16 protein-coding genes are annotated in these 14212 nt (G+C 51.8%); 9 read left to right on the top strand and 7 right to left on the bottom strand.

Features of this window, described 5'->3' with window-relative positions; genetic code table 11:
- Positions 1–99 precede the first annotated feature (99 nt).
- Both BQ7382_RS05155 and BQ7382_RS05150 read left to right on the top strand, forming a co-directional pair.
- Positions 100–993, top strand: a complete 894-nt coding sequence (locus tag BQ7382_RS05155; protein WP_077391042.1) for a YitT family protein — start codon at positions 100–102, stop codon at positions 991–993.
- 29 nt (positions 994–1022) lie between these two features.
- On the top strand, positions 1023–2066 hold the full coding sequence (locus BQ7382_RS05150; RefSeq protein ID WP_077391041.1) for a S66 family peptidase: 1044 nt from the start codon (positions 1023–1025) through the stop codon (positions 2064–2066).
- Positions 2067–2079: 13 nt separating this feature from the next.
- Here BQ7382_RS05150 and BQ7382_RS05145 read toward each other — a convergent pair whose 3' ends face one another.
- The 4 genes from BQ7382_RS05145 to BQ7382_RS05130 all read right to left on the bottom strand — a co-directional run bounded on the left by BQ7382_RS05145 (position 2080) and on the right by BQ7382_RS05130 (position 4012).
- A complete protein-coding gene (locus BQ7382_RS05145; RefSeq protein ID WP_077391040.1) occupies positions 2080–2799 on the bottom strand; it encodes a PHP domain-containing protein in 720 nt (239 codons plus the stop codon).
- Complete coding sequence (locus tag BQ7382_RS05140) at positions 2787–3125, bottom strand: hypothetical protein (RefSeq protein ID WP_077391039.1); 339 nt, start codon at positions 3123–3125, stop codon at positions 2787–2789. Before BQ7382_RS05140 ends, BQ7382_RS05145 begins: the two co-directional genes overlap by 13 nt.
- A 103-nt stretch (positions 3126–3228) precedes the next feature.
- Complete coding sequence (locus BQ7382_RS05135; protein WP_077391038.1) at positions 3229–3666, bottom strand: ATP-binding protein; 438 nt, start codon at positions 3664–3666, stop codon at positions 3229–3231.
- Position 3667: 1 nt separating this feature from the next.
- Positions 3668–4012 carry a DRTGG domain-containing protein gene (locus BQ7382_RS05130; protein ID WP_077391037.1) on the bottom strand — a complete coding sequence of 115 codons (345 nt, stop codon included), beginning with the start codon at positions 4010–4012 and terminating at the stop codon, positions 3668–3670.
- Positions 4013–4279: 267 nt separating this feature from the next.
- Between BQ7382_RS05130 and BQ7382_RS05125 the strand changes: the two genes are divergently transcribed.
- The 7 genes from BQ7382_RS05125 (at position 4280) to BQ7382_RS05095 (ending at position 11302) form a co-directional block, all read left to right on the top strand.
- The gene (locus BQ7382_RS05125; protein WP_077391036.1) at positions 4280–4768 is read left to right on the top strand and encodes an NADH-quinone oxidoreductase subunit NuoE family protein; all 489 of its coding nucleotides are present in this window, start codon (positions 4280–4282) and stop codon (positions 4766–4768) included.
- Between the two features lie 12 nt (positions 4769–4780).
- A complete protein-coding gene (locus BQ7382_RS05120; protein WP_077391035.1) occupies positions 4781–5350 on the top strand; it encodes an ATP-binding protein in 570 nt (189 codons plus the stop codon).
- Between the two features lie 3 nt (positions 5351–5353).
- Positions 5354–5725: a (2Fe-2S) ferredoxin domain-containing protein gene (locus BQ7382_RS05115; protein WP_077391034.1), complete on the top strand. Its 372-nt coding sequence runs from the start codon at positions 5354–5356 to the stop codon at positions 5723–5725.
- 11 nt (positions 5726–5736) lie between these two features.
- Positions 5737–7530, top strand: a complete 1794-nt coding sequence (locus BQ7382_RS05110; protein ID WP_077391033.1) for an NADH-quinone oxidoreductase subunit NuoF — start codon at positions 5737–5739, stop codon at positions 7528–7530.
- A gap of 12 nt (positions 7531–7542) precedes the next feature.
- On the top strand, positions 7543–9288 hold the full coding sequence (locus BQ7382_RS05105; protein WP_077391032.1) for an NADH-dependent [FeFe] hydrogenase, group A6: 1746 nt from the start codon (positions 7543–7545) through the stop codon (positions 9286–9288).
- A 160-nt stretch (positions 9289–9448) separates the two neighbouring features.
- A complete protein-coding gene (locus BQ7382_RS05100; RefSeq protein WP_077391031.1) occupies positions 9449–10828 on the top strand; it encodes an aminopeptidase in 1380 nt (459 codons plus the stop codon).
- A gap of 21 nt (positions 10829–10849) precedes the next feature.
- Complete coding sequence (locus BQ7382_RS05095) at positions 10850–11302, top strand: COG2426 family protein (protein WP_235847951.1); 453 nt, start codon at positions 10850–10852, stop codon at positions 11300–11302.
- A gap of 167 nt (positions 11303–11469) precedes the next feature.
- On the opposite strand, the gene BQ7382_RS05090 is transcribed toward BQ7382_RS05095, so the two are convergent.
- The 3 genes from BQ7382_RS05090 to BQ7382_RS05080 form a co-directional block, all read right to left on the bottom strand.
- A complete protein-coding gene (locus tag BQ7382_RS05090) occupies positions 11470–12279 on the bottom strand; it encodes a zinc dependent phospholipase C family protein (RefSeq protein WP_077391030.1) in 810 nt (269 codons plus the stop codon).
- Positions 12280–12359: 80 nt separating this feature from the next.
- A complete protein-coding gene (lexA, locus tag BQ7382_RS05085) occupies positions 12360–13049 on the bottom strand; it encodes a transcriptional repressor LexA (RefSeq protein WP_077391029.1) in 690 nt (229 codons plus the stop codon).
- Between the two features lie 125 nt (positions 13050–13174).
- Positions 13175–14035 (bottom strand): radical SAM protein, encoded by an 861-nt coding sequence (locus BQ7382_RS05080; protein ID WP_077391028.1) that lies wholly within the window; start codon positions 14033–14035, stop codon positions 13175–13177.
- Positions 14036–14212: the final 177 nt, after the last annotated feature.

The following is a 14212-nucleotide window of genomic DNA, read 5'->3' as shown; positions in this document are numbered from 1 at the left end:
CTTTGAGTTTCCTTCGTGTATATGTGTTAGAATTCTCACCGTAAGGCTTCGGGCCTGTATACAATCGTTACTCTTGAATGCAATATCAAAAAGAGGATCATGGACGCTTTTTATAAATTCGAAGGAAAATTCCGAACTCTGGCCAATCTGATGTGGATCGTGGTGGGAAACATCATCTATGCTATTAGCATCAATACCCTGATAACCCCGATGAACCTGTATAATGGCGGGTTTCTGGGAACTGCCCAGCTCATCAGATACTTCCTGGCCAATGGCCTGGGTGTCGACTTACCCGCCAACTTCGACATCACCGGTATAATCTACTTTTTCATGAACTGCCCGCTTTTCATCTATGCTTACAGGAGCGTTGGCCTGAGATTTTCCATAAAATCTCTCCTTTCTATAGGAATCTCCTCCCTGGCTCTCACAATAGTACCGGTCCCGGCAAAACCGATTTTCCAGGACTATCTCTCCGCCTGCGTCGTAGCCGGCGTCATTGGCGGCGTTGGATCCGGGATGATACTAAGGGGCGGAAGCTCCACCGGAGGTACTGACATCATAGGAGTGTGCATGTCAAAGACCCATCCGAACCTGAGTGTGGGGACCGTGAACATCATCTTCAACGCACTGGTCTATCTCACGTGCTTTTTCGTCTTTAATGTACAGATCGCGATCTACTCGTTTATTTACACCACGATACGTTCAACATTCATGGACAGGATGCACACCCAGAACATCAACATCAAGGCAATAATAGTGACCAAGAAGGAAGGCATCGCCGAGACCGTAAACAGGGAGATGGGAAGAGGCGTGACCGCATGGGATGGCATGGGGACATACACCGGAGACGACATGCACGTGATGATGGTGGCCATCACCAAGTACGAGCTGCCGCAGCTGAAGGAGATCGTTGAGGGCATCGATCCCCACGCGTTCATGACGGTCGACGAAGGCGAGACCGTGGTAGGAAACTTCAAGAAGCACCTGGCTTAGAGGCGGGGAGCGAGAAAAAGGAGGCGTACATGATCTTTCCTGTGTTCCCGAAAAAGGGAGATTTGATCGGCGTTTGTGCACCAAGCAGCGGAGTGGGCCACAAGATGGAGTCTTTTGACCGTTCGCTGGACTGCCTGAAGGCACAGGGATATAAGATACTGGAGACAGGCAGCGTGAGAAATGAAGACGACAGGTCTGCGGACGCCGAGACCAGGGGTCGGGAATTCGATCAGCTCATGGCGGACAGAAGGGTCAGGGCGGTCATCTCCGCTTCCGGGGGCGATTACAACATCGAGATGCTTCCGTATATAGATAGCGAGCTCGTCAGGGAAAATCCGAAGTGGATCGTCGGCGCCAGCGACCCCACCAACATATTGTATTATGTGACCACGAAACTGGACATCGCCACCATGTACGGGTTCAACGCCGGGACGTTCGACTGGGTTCCGATCCACCAGTTCCAGAAGAACGCCATCAGCATCCTGAAGGGAGATATTATCACTCAGGAGTCCTTTTCCATGTATCAGGGGGCCAGGACTTTCGGCGACGATGTGGATCTCGACACCCCGGTGAGATGGAGACTCCTTCTCCCTGAGAGCACCCGGAAAAAAGGGAGTGGTATTCTATCACGTGGCGGCAGCCCCATGGCTGAGTCAGAGAGCCGGTTTTCCGTCACAGGCCGCCTGATCGGTGGCTGCAGTGACTGCATATTGAATCTCCTGGGAACACCATACGACGGCACCGGGGATTTCTTAAAAAGATACGGAGATGAACCTGTCATCTGGTACCTCGACGATTTTGCGATGGACGCACCATCTCTCCTCAGGTTCATCATACAGATGGAGTACTGCGGGTACATGAAAAACGCCGCCGCCATAGTGATAGGCAGGGTGATGTTCCAGGGACTGTCTGAAGATCAGGACTACCTGGACGAGCTGGCGGGAGGCCTCAGGATACCGGTGATCTTCAACGCCGACATCGGCCACGTGAAGCCGGCATTCACCCTGATAAACGAGGCGACCGGGACATTCACATTCGAAAATGGAAAAGGAAGTCTTGCGATGAAGCTTTGATCGAGCTGCCGCTTCAAAGATATGAGCTGAGAGAATCCAGGATGCCGGAGGGTGAGTTTTCTTCTACGTGGAGAAAGTGTACCGGATCCTGGATGTCCCTGAGATAGTGGGCATCGGAACTTGTAAGAATGTGGCATCGCTGGAGATACGGGAATCTCTCACGGAGCTCCTGGATCTTATCCGGAGTCTGGATCTCCACCGCGGTGAATTCGGAGTCGTCGGGAAGCATTCCAAGGTTGCTGAGAACGCTGGTGGTGGACTTGTTTATGTGCGCGGGGACCATCAGTCCGTGGAATCCCTTCAGCAATTTAAAAACGTCATCAAAAGAGATCTGGCTGGCCGTGTGGAGCAGCCTTTTTTCTTTGCCTGTAATATTGTCGTCAGCGTCCATGATGAGCTGCTCACCGAAGAATTCGGGACGGTTCTCTATGTACATGGAGTGTTCCGCCACGTAGCCACTGAAATCCATAGCATCGTCAAGACTCCGGAAGTAGCACAGCACGTGGACTTCTTCGGATGTTGTGAGTTCCATGCCTGGCACGGCGGTGATCCCGTATGCCTCTGCCAGAGACATCACTGCAGGAAGGTTGAGACAGCTGTTGTGATCGGTTACGGCGATAGCATCAAGACCGGCCACGACAGCCATGCCCACAATGTTCCCGGGAGTGCTCTCATCGCTTCCACATGGGGACAGGCAGGAGTGTATGTGTAGATCGTAGCTTATTCTCTGCATATCAGATCGTGTACTGCAAGGGCTGTTTCAAAGATACCATCCTCGCTCCTGAGGACGGTGATGCCGGCTTCGGCGGCCTTGTTCGTGAATTCATCGGTGACCTGCGTGTTCAGCGCCAGGATAACGCATGCTGCGTCCGTAAGTGAAGCGACTGCAAGGGTGTTGATGTTCGACATTACGGTGACCCAGGCGCAGTCCGGCGGGAGATTTCCCATGGCGATGCTGAGGAGATCACAGCATTCTACCGAGCTGACGGAAATATCCATGCCGGAGCCCAGATTGATGACCTCCAGACCAAGGTTTTCTGTTATGCTTCTGACGTTCATGTCTTTCACCTCTGACCTTGTATTCTAACAGCGCATTACGTGCTTCTGAAAGGGAAAATTGCGTTAATAAAAAGACAGCGAAAGCGCTGCCTGTGGTGATACTCTAGTCCTCTAAGTTGATCCTCATCCTGAGTGTGGTTCCTACCCCGAGCTCAGTCTCGATGGAGAGATCATCTGTGTTGTTCTTGATGTTAGGCAGCCCCATGCCGGCCCCGAAGCCCAGAGCCTGTACCTGGGCAGGGGCAGTACTGTATCCTACCTGCATCGCCTTGTCTATGTCCGGTATACCGGGGCCCTGATCCTTCAGTATGAGATCGATGTGGTCCGTGCAGATGTAAGCGTCGATGACACCACCGTTAGCGTGGATGACCATGTTGATCTCACCCTCATACATAGAAATAGAGACCCGGCGGATAGTCTTTCTGTCAACACCCAGGTCCATAAGCTTCTTCTTGAAATTGCTGCTGGCTTCGCCTGCTGTGGTGAAATCATCCCCCGATACGTTGTATGTCAGGTGGATGCACTGCTGGTGATCACACATCCTAGTTAGTTCCTTTCAGTCCGTTCGAATAGAGAAGACCACAGGTGACATACATTGAGTACGGGGACTGAAGAATGGTTATCCCAAGGGAATTGGCCAGTGCCACTATCTCCGGCTCAGGCTTGTTCTTTCCTATGAAAATGACACATGAGATCCCCATCAGGTCAGCGGTCCTAAGGACCTGAGGGTTGTAAAGTGCCGTTATGAGTATGGATTTGTCATTTGCATAAGCAAGAACGTGGCTCATCATGTCAGATGAAAACGCGCTGTTCAGCTCGATGTCCAGGTTACTAGTCTTGGTTAGAATACGACCGTCCAGGAGCCTCTGGATCTCTCGCAAAGTCATACAGACCTCCCTATCCCCCAAATGAGAAAAAATATCTTGCGTGATTATTTTATCATGGTATGAAATAAATATAAAGACGCAATCAGTTCGATAAATTAAGGATCTTTATGCATTTCATGCATATTCCAGAGAAATGGCAGCACACCCTGAAGCCATTCATTTATCAAGGGATTGACACTATTTAAACGACCATCATGGTTGAAATGCATCGTGCACGACAGTATAATTATCAAGAAAGGTGATATTCAATTAAGGAGGTATGAACCCATGAAAGTTTCAAATGTTCCTTTCAAGGGCACCCGCGAGCAGGAAGTCAGGCTCAACAAGGTGATCGAGTCCCACAAGGACGAGAAGGGCGCTCTGATGCCTATCATGCAGGAAGCCCAGGAGATCTACGGATATCTTCCGTATGAAGTCCAGAAGATGATCTCAGATGGTACAGGCATTCCGATCGAGAAGATCTACGGAGTTGCTACTTTCTACGCTCAGTTTACCATGTCCCCTAAGGGAGAGAACGAGGTCTCAGTCTGTCTCGGGACCGCGTGCTACGTTAAAGGCGCCGCCGCCATCCTGGATGCGCTGGAAGAGGAGCTGGGCATCAAGGACGGTGAGTGCACCAGCGACAGGAAGTTCTCACTGGATACATGCCGCTGTGTGGGTGCGTGCGGACTTGCTCCTGTCTTCATAGTGAACGGAGAGGTTTACGGCAAGGCTACTCCTGACAAGGTCCACGAGATAATCCAGAAGTATAGATAAGGCCAGGATCAGATGCTGACAGAGATCTCCCTGAACGTGATCGACATAGCAAGAAATTCCACCAGGGCAGGAGCATCCCTGGTGCAGATATCAATAGATCTGGATACCCGTAAAAAAACCCTGAGACTGACGATTGCTGACGACGGGTCCGGCATGAGCCCGCAGCAGCTTGCGAAAGTAGAAGATCCTTTTTTTACCTCCAGAACGACACGGAAAGTGGGTCTGGGTATACCATTTCTTAAGCAGGAAGCAGAGTGTACAGGCGGCACGTTCAGCATTAAGTCTGAAGAGGGGAAAGGGACAGTGGTAGAAGCTCTTTTTCACAGGGATCACATAGACTGCATGCCCCTCGGAGACATCAACTCAAGCATTTGCATGCTGGTAACCACATCTGAAAACAAGGATGTGGATTTTGTTTATACCTATGAAGTGGACGGACGGAGCTTCAAGCTGGACACCAGAGAGGTCAGAGAGATACTTGATGGTGTACCGCTGAGCGACCCGAAAGTGTCAGAGTTCATCAGATCTTACCTTATCGAAAACCAGGAGGCCGTAGATAGGGGAGAAAGCATGGAGGAATAAGTAATGAAATCATTGGCAGAGCTCAAGGCTATCCGTGAGAGCATGCAGGGCCAGATAGGTCTTCGCTCCGAGGACGACGATACCACCAAGATCGTAGTGGGAATGGCCACATGCGGGATCGCGGCAGGCGCAAGACCAGTGTTGAACGAGCTGGTTAAGGATGTTAATGAAAAGGGCCTTAAGAACGTAGTTGTAGAGCAGACGGGGTGCATAGGAATGTGCGAATACGAGCCTATCGTCGAGGTGTTCGAGCCTGGAAAAGACAAGGTGACTTACGTGCGCATGACTGCAGACAAGGCAGACGAAGTCATCGAAAAGCACATCATCGGCGGGAAGCCTATCGCCGACTTCACCCTGAGCAAGGTTGATATTTAGGAGGTCTTGAGATGTTTCATACATATGTTTTGGTCTGCGGCGGAACAGGCTGTGATTCGAACCACAGTGGTGAAGTTATCGAGACCTTCAAGAGTAAGATAAAAGAGGCAGGCCTTGAGGACGAAGTCCAGGTGGTAGCTACCGGATGTCAGGGCCTGTGCGCAAAGGGACCTATCGTCGTAGTTCACCCTGGTGCTGTTTACTATCAGGAGATCACCCCTGCAAAAGCAGCCGTAATCGTGGATGAGCACATCGTCAAGGGCCGTGTCGTGGACAAGTACCGCCTCACCGAGGAGACTGCAGACGAGAGCGGTTCCCTTTCCATCAACGACAGCAACTTCTACAAGCAGCAGGTGCGTATAGCCCTGAGAAACTGCGGACTCATCAACCCTGAGGACATCAGGGAGTACATCGGTACCGGCGGTTACGAGGCCCTGGGCAAGGTCCTCACGGAGATGACACCGGACGAGGTCATCCAGGTCATCCTGGATTCCGGCCTGAGAGGCAGAGGCGGCGCAGGGTTCCCTACCGGAAAGAAGTGGAAGTTCGCTTCCGGAAACAGAGGAAAAGTACAGAAGTACGTCTGTTGTAATGCCGACGAGGGCGACCCTGGTGCATTCATGGACAGATCTGTTCTCGAGGGAGACCCTCATTCAGTGCTGGAGGCCATGGCCATCGCCGGATACGCCATCGGTGCTGATCAGGGATATATCTATGTAAGGGCAGAGTATCCTATCGCAGTAAAGAGACTGAAGATCGCCATTAAGCAGGCCGAGGAATACGGACTGCTGGGAGACAACATCTTCGATTCCGGATTCAACTTCAGGATAGAGCTGAGGCTGGGCGCAGGAGCCTTTGTATGCGGAGAAGAGACCGCGCTCATGACATCCATCGAGGGCAACAGAGGTGAGCCTCACCCGCGTCCTCCGTTCCCTGCAGTAAAAGGACTTTTCCAGAGCCCTACTATACTGAACAACGTTGAGACTTATGCCAACATCCCTGAGATCATCAACAAGGGAGCGGAATGGTTCTCCAGCATGGGCACCGAGACTTCCAAGGGAACCAAGGTGTTCGCTCTGGGAGGAAAGGTCAACAACACAGGACTTGTGGAGATCCCTATGGGAACTACGCTGAGAGAGGTCATTGAGGACATCGGAGGCGGAGTCGCAAACGGCAAGAAGTTCAAGGCGGCCCAGACCGGTGGACCTTCCGGCGGCTGCATCCCTTACACTTACTATGATATTCCTATCGATTACGAGAACCTGAAGAGCATCGGATGCATGATGGGATCCGGCGGACTCATCGTAATGGATGAGGATACCTGTATGGTCGATATCGCAAAGTTCTTCCTGGAGTTCACAGTAAGCGAGTCCTGCGGAAAATGTACAGCCTGCAGGATAGGTACCAGGAGAATGCTGGAGATCCTGACCAAGATCACAGAGGGCAAGGGCGAAATGGAAGACCTGGACAAGCTGGAGTACCTGGCTAAGTACGTTCAGGCGAACTCCCTCTGCGGACTGGGACAGACGGCGCCAAACCCTGTCCTGTCGACGCTGCGCTACTTCAGAGATGAGTACGTCGCACATATCAAGGAGAAGAGATGCCCGGCCGGTGTCTGCAAGGCTCTCCTGAGATACGAGATCGATCCTGACAAGTGCAAGGGCTGCACGCTCTGTGCGAGAAACTGCCCGGTGAACGCGATTTCAGGAGAGGTCAAGAAGCCGCACGTTATCAACACTGCAGTATGTATCAAATGCGGTGCCTGCATGGACAACTGCCGCTTTGGTGCGATCACACGGAAGTAGTGGGAGGTTATCATGGGAGATATAAGAGTAACTATAGATAACATTGAGGTCACGGTTCCGGAGGGTACTACTCTCTACCAGGCAGCCCATGCCGCCGGAGTCGATATCCCTACACTCTGTTATCTTAAAGATGTAAATGAGATCGGTGCCTGCAGAATGTGTCTTTGCGAGGTAGAGGGAGCCAGGGGCCTGGTGACTTCCTGCGTATACCCTTGCACAGACGGAATGGTGGCACATACCCACACTGAGAAGGTGATCCAGTCCAGAAAGACCACTCTCCAGCTTCTTCTCTCCGACCACGACCAGGACTGCCTGGCCTGCGGGAGAAGCGGAAGCTGCGAGCTTCAGGAGATGTGCACCAGATATGGAGTGGAGAAGAGCCACTACTATGACGGCAAGCAGAACCATTACGAGATCGATGACAGCTCTGCATCTATCGTCAGGAACAACAATAAGTGCATCCTCTGCCGCCGCTGCGTTGGCGCCTGCGAGAACCTCCAGGGGATCTCAGCCATCGGCACGAACGAGAGGGGATTCGACACGTACATCGGAGGAGCATTCGGTATGCCTCTTTCCGAGACCAGCTGCGTGAACTGCGGTCAATGTATCGTCGCATGTCCTACGGGGGCTCTCTATGAAAAAGATTCCATCGCGGATGTCAAGAGGGCTATCGAGGATCCGGACAAGGTCGTAATAGTTCAGGCTGCACCTTCCACGAGAGTCGGACTGGCAGAGTGCTTCGGATATCCTATCGGAACTGAGTGCGAGGGCAAGATGTCCGCTGCGCTCCACAGACTGGGATTTGACAAGGTGTTCGACACCAACTTCTCTGCCGACCTCACCATCGTTGAAGAGGCAAACGAGCTGATCGAGAGAGTGACGAACGGCGGAGTGCTCCCTATGTTCACATCCTGCTCACCGGGATGGGTGAAGTACTGCGAGCACTACTATCCGGACCTGCTCCCTCACATGTCTTCCTGCAAATCGCCTCAGCAGATGTTCGGTGCGGTAACGAAGACATATTATGCCGAGAAGATGGGTATTCCTGTGGACAAGATCGTTTCTGTCTCCGTAATGCCTTGCACTGCCAAGAAGTTCGAGGTGGGAAGAGACGACCAGGCAGCAGCAGGATATCCTGACGTGGATTACGCCCTGACAACGAGAGAGCTTGGAAGGATGATCAACGAGGCGGGCATCGATTTCATGAGTCTGCCGGATGAGCCTTACGACAACCCTCTGGGCGAGTACACAGGCGCAGGAGTCATCTTCGGAGCCACGGGCGGCGTTATGGAGGCTGCTTTGAGAACGGCCGTTGAGAAGATAACGGGCGAGGAGCTGAAGCAGCTCGATTTCAAGGACGTAAGAGGAGTAGAGGGCATCAAGGAGGCTTCTTATGACCTGAACGGGACCGTGATAAAGGTCGCCGTAGCTTCCGGACTGGCAAACGCCAGAAAGGTGCTGGACATGGTAAGAGCGGGCGAGGGAGACTATACCTTCATCGAGATCATGGCATGCCCTGGCGGCTGCGTAAACGGCGGAGGTCAGCCTCACGTTGCATCGAAGATCAGAAATTTCAACGATGTGAGAAAGCTGAGAGCAAAAGGCCTCTACGAGCTGGATGAGAACAAGCCGATCAGAAAGTCTCACGAGAACCCGGTGATCATTCAGATGTACAACGAGTACTTCGGAGAACCGGGAAGCGAGAAGGCACATCACGCGCTTCATACCTCCTATGTAAAGAGGAGGATCAACCAGTAGCTTCTGTGCTATCACCCGCAGAAGTACGCATTACGAAAAGGACTGCCGCCAGGCGGCGGTCCTTTTTTGCGGAATGACGAGCTATGTGGTAGAATCTCTATCGTTGATCTGATATCATTTGGCGGAGCAGTGCTTCGCCAGTTTTTACAGGAGGGAAATGATGAAGGAAAGGAATGCTTGGACCGGATATTCTGCGGAAGAACTCAAGGCTGTGGACGATCTCGGTGCGGGATATATAGATTTTCTTAACAACGGCAAGACAGAGCGCGAGTGCGCGGATCAGATCGTCAAGATGGCAGAGGCAGAGGGCTACAGAGATCTGGAAGAGGTCATCAGGAACGGAGAGAAGCTGGGAAAGGGCAGCAGGGTCTATTCGGTGAACATGAACAAGTCAGTTGTCCTCTTCAATATAGGAGATGACATCGTAAGGGACGGCCTGAACATCCTCGGAGCCCATATCGACTGCCCGAGACTGGACGTGAAGCAGAATCCTCTTTACGAGTCCGATGAGTATGCATACCTCAACACTCAGTATTACGGCGGCATCAAGAAGTACCATTGGGTGACCATGCCTCTGGCGATCCACGGCGTGGTGGCAAAGAAAGATGGCACAGTGGTTAAGGTGACCATCGGAGAAGATCCTGCTGATCCGGTGTTCTTCATCAGTGATCTCCTCATCCACCTGGCTCAGGATCAGATGGAAAAGAAGGCATCGAAGGTCATAGATGGCGAGGCTCTGGACGTGATCATGGGGACGATCCCTGTAGACGGCGATCAGAAGGATGCGGTAAAGCAGAACGTCCTCAGGCTCCTGAAAGAGAAATACGACATAGAAGAAGACGATTTCTGGTCCGCGGAGCTGGAGATCGTGCCGGCTGGAAGCGCCAGAGAGGCCGGCCTGGACAGATCCATGATCCTGGGATTCGGACAGGACGACAGATGCTGTGCCTATACATCGGCAACTGCTATGCTGAAGGTGAAGTCTCCTGCCAAGACCGCATGCGGCCTGTTTGTGGACAAGGAGGAGATCGGGAGCGTAGGCGCCACAGGCATGAGGTCTGAATTCTTCGAAAACGCCCTGAGGGAAGTCCTGGACAGGATGGGCATCTATTCTGAGCTGAATCTCAAGAGGGTGCTGAGCCGGAGCAGGATGCTGTCATCGGATGTGAGCGCCGCGTATGATCCGCTTTACGCGGACAAATTCGACAAGGCGAATGCAGCCCAGTTCGGAAGGGGCATCGTCTTCAACAAGTACACCGGAAGCAGGGGAAAGGGCGGCTCAAATGACGCGAATGCCGAGTACCTTGGGAGACTGAGAAGGATCTTCAGCGACAACAACGTCATGTTCCAGTCCGCGGAGCTCGGAAAAGTCGATGTCGGTGGCGGCGGTACCATCGCGTACATCATGGCCCTCTACAACATGGAAGTGGTGGACAGCGGCATCGCGGTCCTCAGCATGCACGCACCATGGGAGGCAGTGAGCAAGTCGGATCTGTACGAGGCGGAAAAAGGATATATGGCTTTCCTCAGGGAAGCGTAGTATCCGGGACAGGAGCATAGTTTGAAAGCAGCTTTAATGACGATACTGGTATCCATGCTGCCGGTAATAGAGCTGAGGGGCGGCATACCTTATGGTGTTGTTGCCGGCCTCAGCGTGAAGAGCGCCCTGGTGTGCGCTCTCATCGGCAATGTGATACCTGTACCTTTTCTCATCATGTTCACGACAAAAGTCTTCTCGTGGCTGAGAAAGAAGAGCGAGAAGCTCAACAACTTCGTCACCAGGATGGAGAACAAGGCCCTCAGCAAGAAGGACGTGATAGACAAGTACGAGTTCCTCGGTTTGGTGATACTGGTGGCCATACCGCTTCCCGGCACAGGCGCATGGACGGGATGCCTGGTGGCCGCGGTGCTGGAGATGGACTGGAAAAAGGCATTTCTTGCGGTCTGCCTTGGTGTGGTGATCGCGGGGCTGATAGTGTCCTTCATCACCTACGGCGCGGAGATGTTCATCTGAGATACCATCAGGTAAAGCATCAGAGAGGGCTCAGAGCAGAAACACAGAAAAACATATAAAAAGACACACGAAGAGAGGGTCATCCGCACGATATGCGGGTGACCCTCTTCTTGACGTTGCATGTTCTGTTGGTAATATGCGGAAGCCGTAGCCTGAATATATTCCGGTTATACGCTCCGTCCCATGAAGTTGAGCGCCAGGCGTTTACTGAGAGGCTTGTCCTCCTTCATGCATTCCAGAAGGTTTTCCATCTCATGTACGCAAGGTCCTACCGTATTCTCAAGTCTCTCTTCAAGTGCTTTGCTGCTTTCCTTCGTGTATGAGGTCATCTGGTCTCTCACGATCATGTCTGCGTGATCTCTGGCGGAAGGTATCCTGGACATGACCTTGAATGCTCTCCTGCGGAATCCATCGTCAGGGGAGGCCATAAGATCAAGTATCCTTTTCATGGATACGATGCTCTCCTGCATTCTCGTGGAGCCGGCCGAGTGATAAAGAGGGGAAATGATCTCACCAAGATCGCTGTTAGTCGGTATCATAACGCCCAGGTCGAGACCTTTCGGATCCTTTCCGTCTTTCTCTATAAGTGTGGTATCGAACTCTCTTTCGACCAGTGCATGGGTTATGCCTTCCTTTGCCATGTATCTTGATACCAGTGGATGACATGCTGAATCCAGCATGTAGTGACACATGAACCCCAGAAGATATGCACATCTCGCATTACAGGGCTCTTCGTGCTGGTAGACAAGGGCCCGGGCGAAGAAAAATCTTCCAGATCTGTCGTGGATCGAATTTCCTTCGTTGTTGATGTCGTTGGGAAACCATGGTTTGTAGAAGGCTAGTGGATCCGGCCCCTGGAAACCGAGCAGATAAGCATCCACAGAATCACCGTCTCTGTTTATTATTTCCCTGATATCCTCAGGAAGTTTTCTGGTGACTTTTGATCCGAACACGTAATGTGCGTAATGAGCTGGCATAGTGCCTCCTTACAGGGCGGTTCTCAGGAGCAGAAATCGCTTACCGGAATGGCTCCGGTGCAGGGGCTCCTGACAAACGGTCAGTTGATGTATCTGAAAACTCCCTTGACCTTGCCCACTATTCTTATCTCCTGTGTGTTGTCGACTATGATGGGATCCATGGAATCGTTTTCAGGCTGGAGCCTGATGTGTCCGTTCTCTCTGTAAAATGTCTTGACCGTGGTCTCCTGATCGAATTCTCCTGCGATCTGAGCCACAACGATCTCTCCGTTACGCGGCGCCGGATCCTCGTTGACTATGAGGTAGTCCCCATCGTTGATCCCGGCGTTGATCATACTGTTTCCATGTACCACTAACATGAAGTTGTTACCGCTCCCGATGAACCTGGATGGAACAGGGAAAGTGTCCTCCACGTTCTGTGAAGCAAGTATCGGGGTGCCCGCCGCAACGCGTCCGATGACCGGAAGCTCGACCACATCCGCGGGCTGAACATCAGTCTTTTTCCCGGAATTCTGCGACTGGGCGGAAGATCTGGACTCTCTGGAGCGATTCTTTTCCTTATCTACTATCATGAGGGCTCTCGGCTTGCTCGGGTCCTTACGGACGAGTCCTGCCGCCTCCAGAGCCTTGATATCACTGTAAACTGTAGAAGTTGATCTTATGTTCAGGGCTGTGCATATCTCTCGCACCGTCGGAGGAAAACCCTTGTTCTGCACGGTCTTCTTCATGTACTTGAGTATTGCCTTCTGCCGCTCTTCACATTTCTTCATCTGTATTCCTCCCTGTGGATAGTCTTCTCCGTTTTTAAACGGAGAGATCAGAAGGTTGATCCTTCTGGAAGTATACAGCACGGAAGGAGATTAATCAAGAACGCATGTTCAGATTTTAAAGAGATCTACAGGATCAGATCGTTGATATTGAGCTGTTCGCCGTAGTCGTTCCAGTCGTCGTAGATAAAGCCTGTCTGACGGATGATGATGTCTCCGATGCGGCCGTTTATCTTGCTGTAAGGAAGAGTCTTGTGATAAGTGATCCTGCTGTCTTTGTATGAGAAAACGAATCCCGTGCGGAACAGTTCTTTTTCAAGCTGGCCTTCGTACCTGCAGATAGACTCTATCAGGTGGAAAAGATCGTCATCCTCCGTCTTGAAGACGTTGTCAAGCGTGAGCTTCGAATAGTTTGCCCTCAGCTGGACCTCGTGGCCGTTGAAGCGGTCGAGGAACGCCCTCAGCTTTTCCCTGGTGGTATCGTCGAACACGACGCAGTTGATCCTGTGCCGTACATTCAGCATGGAAAAGATGTCATCGGAGCACTCTTTGACGTAGTGCTTCAGATGGCGGCTCACGTTCACGCAGGAGATCTTGTCGGCGTTCCTGTTCAGGAATGCTGCCACGACTTCCTCTGTGTTGGTCTCGTTGGTAGGAAGGGTGGTGTTGATGTAGATATGATGGGATGGCTTGATGTGATCCAGTATGCTCTGAAGAGCGTTGAGATCAGCCAGCGGTTCACCTCCGGTCAGGACGACGTCGTTCTCTGGAAAGATCCTGTCCATTATATCGAGGGCGTCATAGCACCTCTTGATGCTGAAGCTGGATGTGTCCCTGTACTCTTTCTTGTTGACACAGAAAGGGCAGCTGTTGTTGCAGTCGTACGGTGCGAACATCGTCACAGTTGGTCCCTTCGTCCTGGACAGGGGGGGCAGGACTGTTTCTCTTGTTCCGGAAACATCGGAGTTATTTATATCCATGTTTGCCATTATAGTTATCTCCTTAGTGTGCCGGCCCTTTGAAGGCCTTGCTGTTTAACTGTCTCAGTATATCACCGTGATCAATATTTTGTCTACGAATGATATTATTCAGACAATCGTGCATGTAAAACAAAGAAAAACCAGGAGCGGATAAATCTTTTGTTGGCATATGAGTTAGTGTATAAT

The sequence above is a fragment of the Mobilibacterium timonense genome (assembly GCF_900155555.1).
GTDB classification, from domain to species: Bacteria; Bacillota; Clostridia; order Peptostreptococcales; family Anaerovoracaceae; genus Allobaileyella; species Allobaileyella timonense.
Note: the sequence above shows the minus strand (reverse complement) of the source record. Positions and strands in the feature narration are given on the sequence as shown.

Excerpts from the sequence above, each read along its gene's own strand:
- BQ7382_RS05110 (WP_077391033.1), top strand. The coding sequence starts at position 5,737 with ATGTTTCATACATATGTTTTGGTCTGCGGCGGAACAGGCTGTGATTCG.
- BQ7382_RS05120 (WP_077391035.1), top strand. The coding sequence starts at position 4,781 with ATGCTGACAGAGATCTCCCTGAACGTGATCGACATAGCAAGAAATTCC.
- BQ7382_RS05135 (WP_077391038.1), bottom strand. The coding sequence starts at position 3,666 with ATGTGTGATCACCAGCAGTGCATCCACCTGACATACAACGTATCGGGG.
- BQ7382_RS05130 (WP_077391037.1), bottom strand. The coding sequence starts at position 4,012 with ATGACTTTGCGAGAGATCCAGAGGCTCCTGGACGGTCGTATTCTAACC.
- lexA (WP_077391029.1), bottom strand. The coding sequence starts at position 13,049 with ATGAAGAAATGTGAAGAGCGGCAGAAGGCAATACTCAAGTACATGAAG.
- BQ7382_RS05090 (WP_077391030.1), bottom strand. The coding sequence starts at position 12,279 with ATGCCAGCTCATTACGCACATTACGTGTTCGGATCAAAAGTCACCAGA.
- BQ7382_RS05140 (WP_077391039.1), bottom strand. The coding sequence starts at position 3,125 with ATGAACGTCAGAAGCATAACAGAAAACCTTGGTCTGGAGGTCATCAAT.
- BQ7382_RS05125 (WP_077391036.1), top strand. The coding sequence starts at position 4,280 with ATGAAAGTTTCAAATGTTCCTTTCAAGGGCACCCGCGAGCAGGAAGTC.
- BQ7382_RS05150 (WP_077391041.1), top strand. The coding sequence starts at position 1,023 with ATGATCTTTCCTGTGTTCCCGAAAAAGGGAGATTTGATCGGCGTTTGT.
- BQ7382_RS05105 (WP_077391032.1), top strand. The coding sequence starts at position 7,543 with ATGGGAGATATAAGAGTAACTATAGATAACATTGAGGTCACGGTTCCG.
- BQ7382_RS05145 (WP_077391040.1), bottom strand. The coding sequence starts at position 2,799 with ATGCAGAGAATAAGCTACGATCTACACATACACTCCTGCCTGTCCCCA.
- BQ7382_RS05155 (WP_077391042.1), top strand. The coding sequence starts at position 100 with ATGGACGCTTTTTATAAATTCGAAGGAAAATTCCGAACTCTGGCCAAT.
- BQ7382_RS05115 (WP_077391034.1), top strand. The coding sequence starts at position 5,354 with ATGAAATCATTGGCAGAGCTCAAGGCTATCCGTGAGAGCATGCAGGGC.
- BQ7382_RS05080 (WP_077391028.1), bottom strand. The coding sequence starts at position 14,035 with ATGGCAAACATGGATATAAATAACTCCGATGTTTCCGGAACAAGAGAA.
- BQ7382_RS05100 (WP_077391031.1), top strand. The coding sequence starts at position 9,449 with ATGAAGGAAAGGAATGCTTGGACCGGATATTCTGCGGAAGAACTCAAG.